Source organism: Streptomyces sp. NPDC060198 (assembly GCF_042728415.1).
Lineage (GTDB): Bacteria > Actinomycetota > Actinomycetes > Streptomycetales > Streptomycetaceae > Streptomyces.
This window is the reverse complement of the sequence record NZ_JBHWZJ010000461.1, coordinates 1-4875: the sequence shown is the minus strand read 5'-3', so window position 1 is coordinate 4875 and position 4875 is coordinate 1. Positions and strand designations below refer to the sequence as shown.

Genomic DNA, 4875 nt, shown 5'->3' with positions numbered 1-4875 from the left:
CGCTCCGGCCCCGGTCACCCCGGTCGCGACCTCGGGTGACGACGGCGCGTACGTCACGCCGCTGGTCCGCAAGCTCGCCTCGGAGAACGGCGTCGACCTGGGCGCGGTGAAGGGCACCGGCGTCGGTGGCCGTATCCGCAAGCAGGACGTCATCGCCGCTGCGGAGGCCGCCAAGGCCGCCGCAGCCGCTCCGGCCCCCGCTGCCGCCGCCGCTCCGGCCGCCCCCAAGGCGCCGAAGCTGGAGGCGTCGCCGCTGCGCGGTCAGACCGTCAAGATGACCCGCATGCGCAAGGTCATCGGCGAGAACATGATGAAGGCGCTGCACTCGCAGGCCCAGCTGACCTCGGTCGTCGAGGTCGACATCACCAAGCTGATGAAGCTGCGCAACCAGGCGAAGGCCGCGTTCGCCGCCCGTGAGGGCGTCAAGCTGTCCCCGATGCCGTTCTTCGTGAAGGCGGCGGCCCAGGCGCTGAAGGCCCACCCGGTCATCAACGCCCGGATCAACGAGGACGAGGGCACCATCACGTACTTCGACTCGGAGAACATCGGCATCGCCGTGGACGCCGAGAAGGGTCTGATGACCCCGGTCATCAAGGGTGCGGGCGACCTGAACATCGCCGGTATCTCGAAGAAGACCGCCGAGCTGGCCGGCAAGGCCCGCGGTGGCGGCCTCACCCCGGACGACATGTCGGGTGCGACCTTCACCATCAGCAACACCGGTTCGCGCGGTGCGCTGTTCGACACCGTCATCGTGCCCCCGAACCAGGCCGCCATCCTGGGCATCGGTGCCACGGTGAAGCGCCCGGCCGTCATCGAGACCGCCGAGGGCACCGTCATCGGCATCCGTGACATGACGTACCTCTCGCTCTCCTACGACCACCGTCTGGTGGACGGCGCGGACGCCGCCCGTTACCTGACCTCGGTCAAGGCGATCCTGGAGGCCGGTGAGTTCGAGGTCGAGCTCGGCCTCTGAACGATCCTGCTGTAACGAGCCTCACCAGCGGCGCCCCCGTCCGGACCACCTCCCGGGCGGGGGCGCCGCCGTATTGTCTACGGGGTATCCGGCGGTCACTGCCGGTCAACACCACGGGCCTCAGCGGCCGTGGCCGGTCCCAGGCGGCACCGGTTCGCCCGAAGGAGCACCTCATGACCCCGCCCGTCGTCCACTCGCTGCGCGAGCAGATCCGCGAGCACATCGTGGACGGGATCGTCAGCGGGCGCTGGAAGCCGGGCGAGCGCATCGTGGAGCGGCGGATCGCCACCGAGCTGGAGGTCAGCCAGACGCCGGTACGGGAGGCACTGCGCGAGCTGGAGACGCTGCGGCTGATCGAGTCGGCGCCCAACAAGGGCGTCCGGGTCCGCAATCTGACGGCCGCGGACCTGGAGGAGAGCTACCCCGTGCGAGCGGGTCTGGAGCAGATCGCGGCGGAGCTGGCGGCCCCCGCCCTCGTCACGGACTGCTCGGCCCTCCAGCCGCACGTGAGCGCCCTTTACGAGGCCGACCGGGCGGCCGACGGGGAGGCGCAGGTGCGGCACACGGTGGGCTTCCACCGGGAGCTGGTGCGGGCGGCCGGCAACGCGGTGCTGCTGCACACGTGGGAGGGGCTGGGCATCGAGGTGTTCACGGCCCTGTCGATCCGCTGGCTGGGCACGGTGCAGAAGTCGTACGCGGAGGAGCACGAGGCGCTCATCGACGCGTTCCTGCGGCAGGATCCGCAGATCGGGTCGCTGGTCAAGGCGCACGTGCTGGGCTGCGCGCCGCGCGCCTGAGCGCCGGTATCCGCGAGCACCGTCCGTGCGGCTCGGACGGGCGGACCGTGGCGGGGCCCCTACTTGTTGTTTCTCACGTCCGCATTGCCGCCAGGTTTCCCATCCGTCACCGGCATCGCTCTTTCGAGCAGATCGTGACCGTTTTACACCGTTTAATCCCGTCACTCCGTGCCCCATTTGGCGGCACCCCATGCCATTTTCTTCATATCGAGAAGTTTTCCCCTCCAACCCTTTGATCGATCATCGATCAGGGATTTACAGTTCTCCGCGGGCCCACCGGCCCGTCGCCCTGTCCTGCCAGCCAGGGATTTCTCCACCCCCTCCCACTCCGGAAGGCGGCGATCATGACCGACCCCGTAGGAAAGCGTCCGAGCGAACTCGACCAGTTCCCGGACCGCGACCCCGAAGAGACCGCCGAATGGGCGGCCTCTCTGGACGCCGTCACCAAGGCCGCGGGGCCGCATCGCGCCGCGTACCTGATGAGGCGTTCTCTCGAACACGCCGAAGGCGCCGGTCTCGCGCTGCCCAAGCTGCTGGAGACCGACTACGTCAACTCCATCCCGACCGCCGCCGAGCCCGAGTTCGACGGCGACCTGGAGATGGAATCCCGCATCACCGCGTGGAACCGCTGGAACGCGGCGGCCATGGTGACGCGTGGGGCGAAGTACGGCGTCGGCGGCCACATCGCCACCTTCGCCTCCGCGGCCTGGCTGTACGAGACGGGCTTCAACCACTTCTTCCGCGGCAAGGAGGGGGACGGCTCCGGTGACCAGCTCTACATCCAGGGCCACGCCTCCCCCGGCATCTACGCCCGCGCCTTCCTCGACGGCCGTCTGAGCGAGCAGCAGCTCGACAACTTCCGTCAGGAGTCGGGCGGCGACGGCCTGCCGTCCTACCCGCACCCGCGGCGTCTGCCCTGGCTGTGGGAGTTCCCCACCGTGTCGATGGGCCTCGGCCCGCTGTCGGCCATCTACCAGGCGCGCTTCAACCGCTACCTGGCCAACCGCAACATCAAGGACACGTCGAACTCGCACGTCTGGGCCTTCCTGGGCGACGGCGAGATGGACGAGCCCGAGTCGACGGCCGCCCTGGCGCTCGCCGCCCGTGAGGGTCTCGACAACCTGACCTTCGTCATCAACTGCAACCTGCAGCGTCTCGACGGCCCGGTCCGCGCCAACTTCCGCGTGGTCCAGGAGCTGGAAGGCGCCTTCCGCGGGGCCGGCTGGAACGTCGTCAAGACGCTCTGGGGCAACGCGTGGGACGAGCTGTTCCAGCTCGACACCACCGGCGCGCTGGTCCGCCGCCTCCGCGAGGTCCCGGACGCGCAGTTCCAGACCTACGCCACCCGTGACGTCGCGTACATCCGCGAGCACTTCTTCGGCGCCGAGCCCGCGCTCGTCGAGCTGGCGAAGCTGCTCACCGACGCGAAGATCGCCGAGTGTTTCTACACCTCGCGCGGCGGTCACGAGGCCCGCAAGGTCTACGCGGCGTACAAGGCGGCCCTGGAGCACAAGGGCGGCCCGACCGTGATCCTCGCCCAGACGGTGAAGGGCTTCACGCTGGGCAAGGGCTTCGAGTCCAAGAACGCCAACCACCAGATGAAGAAGCTGTCCCTGGACGAGTTCAAGGACATGCGCGAGCTGCTCGGCCTGCCGATCCCGGACAGCGCCTTCGAGAGCGGTGTGGTGCCCTACGGCCACCCCGGCGCCGACTCCCCCGAGGTCCGCTACCTCCAGGAGCGCCGCGCGGCCCTCGGCGGCCCCGCCCCCGCCCGCCGGGTGCACGCCGCGGCCCTGCCGCAGCCCGGCGAGCGCGCGTTCGCCGCGCTGAAGAAGGGTTCCGGCAAGCAGGAGATGGCCACCACCATGGCCTTCGTCCGCCTCGCCAAGGACCTGATGCGGGACAAGGAGACCGGCAAGCGCTGGGTTCCGATCGTCCCGGACGAGGCCCGTACCTTCGGTATGGAGTCGCTCTTCCCGTCGGCCGGCATCTACTCGCCGCTGGGCCAGACGTACGAGCCGGTCGACCGCGACCAGCTGATGTACTACAAGGAAGCCAAGGACGGCCAGATCCTCAACGAGGGGATCACCGAGGCCGGCTCCATGGCGGACTTCATCGCCGCGTCCACGTCGTACGCGACGCACGGCGAGACGATGATCCCGTTCTACATCTTCTACTCGATGTTCGGCTGGCAGCGGACCGGCGACCAGATGTGGCAGCTCGCCGACCAGCTCGGCAAGGGCTTCATCGTCGGCGCCACCGCGGGCCGTACGACCCTGACGGGTGAGGGCCTCCAGCACGCGGACGGCCACTCGCACCTGATCGCGGCCACGAACCCGGCGTCGCTCAACTACGACCCGGCCTTCGCGTACGAGATCGCGGTGATCGTCAAGGAGGGCCTGCGCCGGATGTACGGCGAGCCCGTCGAGGGCGAGGACTCCAACGTCTTCTACTACCTGACGGTCTACAACGAGCCGAAGCCCCAGCCCGCGATGCCGGAAGGCGTCGAGGAGGGCATCGTCAAGGGCCTGTACCGCTTCAAGGAGGGCACGCCGGTCAACGCCGACGCGCCGCGCCTGCAGCTGCTGGCCTCCGGTACCGCCATCCACTGGGCCCTTCAGGCCCAGGAGCTGCTGGCCGCCGACTGGGGCGTCACCGCCGACGTCTGGTCCGCCACGTCGTGGGGCGAGCTGCGCCGCGACGCGCTGGACGCCGACGCCGCGCTGCTCCGGGGCGAGGAGCGGGTGCCGTACGTGACGCAGGCGCTGGCCGGTGCTCCCGGTCCGGTGCTCGCGGTCAGCGACTGGATGCGGCAGGTGCCGGACCAGATCAGCCAGTGGGTGGAGCAGGACTGGTCCTCGCTCGGCACGGACGGCTTCGGCCTCTCCGACACCCGTGACGCGGCCCGCCGCCACTTCGGTGTCGACGCGCAGTCGGTCGTCGTCGCGGCCCTGGCCCAGCTCGCCAAGCGGGGCGAGATCCCGGCCTCCGCGATCAAGGAGGCCCGGGAGCGCTACGGACTCTGATCCGTACGCCTGGCACCCGGCCCAAGGGCGTGTGTCGAAAGTGGCGCCGTCCGCCCGCCGGACAGGCGGGACTTTCGAC

At 69.7% G+C, this 4875-nt stretch carries 3 protein-coding genes; all 3 read left to right on the top strand.

The window, feature by feature from the left end:
* A partial coding sequence (gene sucB, locus ACFWEP_RS31635; RefSeq protein ID WP_387375273.1) for a 2-oxoglutarate dehydrogenase, E2 component, dihydrolipoamide succinyltransferase occupies window positions 1-973 on the top strand: 973 nt, incomplete at its 5' end.
* A gap of 173 nt (window positions 974-1146) precedes the next feature.
* Window positions 1147-1770, top strand: a complete 624-nt coding sequence (locus ACFWEP_RS31630; protein ID WP_387375271.1) for a GntR family transcriptional regulator — start codon at window positions 1147-1149, stop codon at window positions 1768-1770.
* A gap of 344 nt (window positions 1771-2114) precedes the next feature.
* On the top strand, window positions 2115-4796 hold the full coding sequence (gene aceE, locus ACFWEP_RS31625; protein WP_387375269.1) for a pyruvate dehydrogenase (acetyl-transferring), homodimeric type: 2682 nt from the start codon (window positions 2115-2117) through the stop codon (window positions 4794-4796).
* Window positions 4797-4875 lie beyond the last annotated feature (79 nt).

What these genes read in the sequence shown, in the direction of transcription:
- ACFWEP_RS31630 (WP_387375271.1), top strand. Translation starts at nt 1,147, where the DNA reads ATGACCCCGCCCGTCGTCCACTCGCTGCGCGAGCAGATCCGCGAGCAC.
- aceE (WP_387375269.1), top strand. Translation starts at nt 2,115, where the DNA reads ATGACCGACCCCGTAGGAAAGCGTCCGAGCGAACTCGACCAGTTCCCG.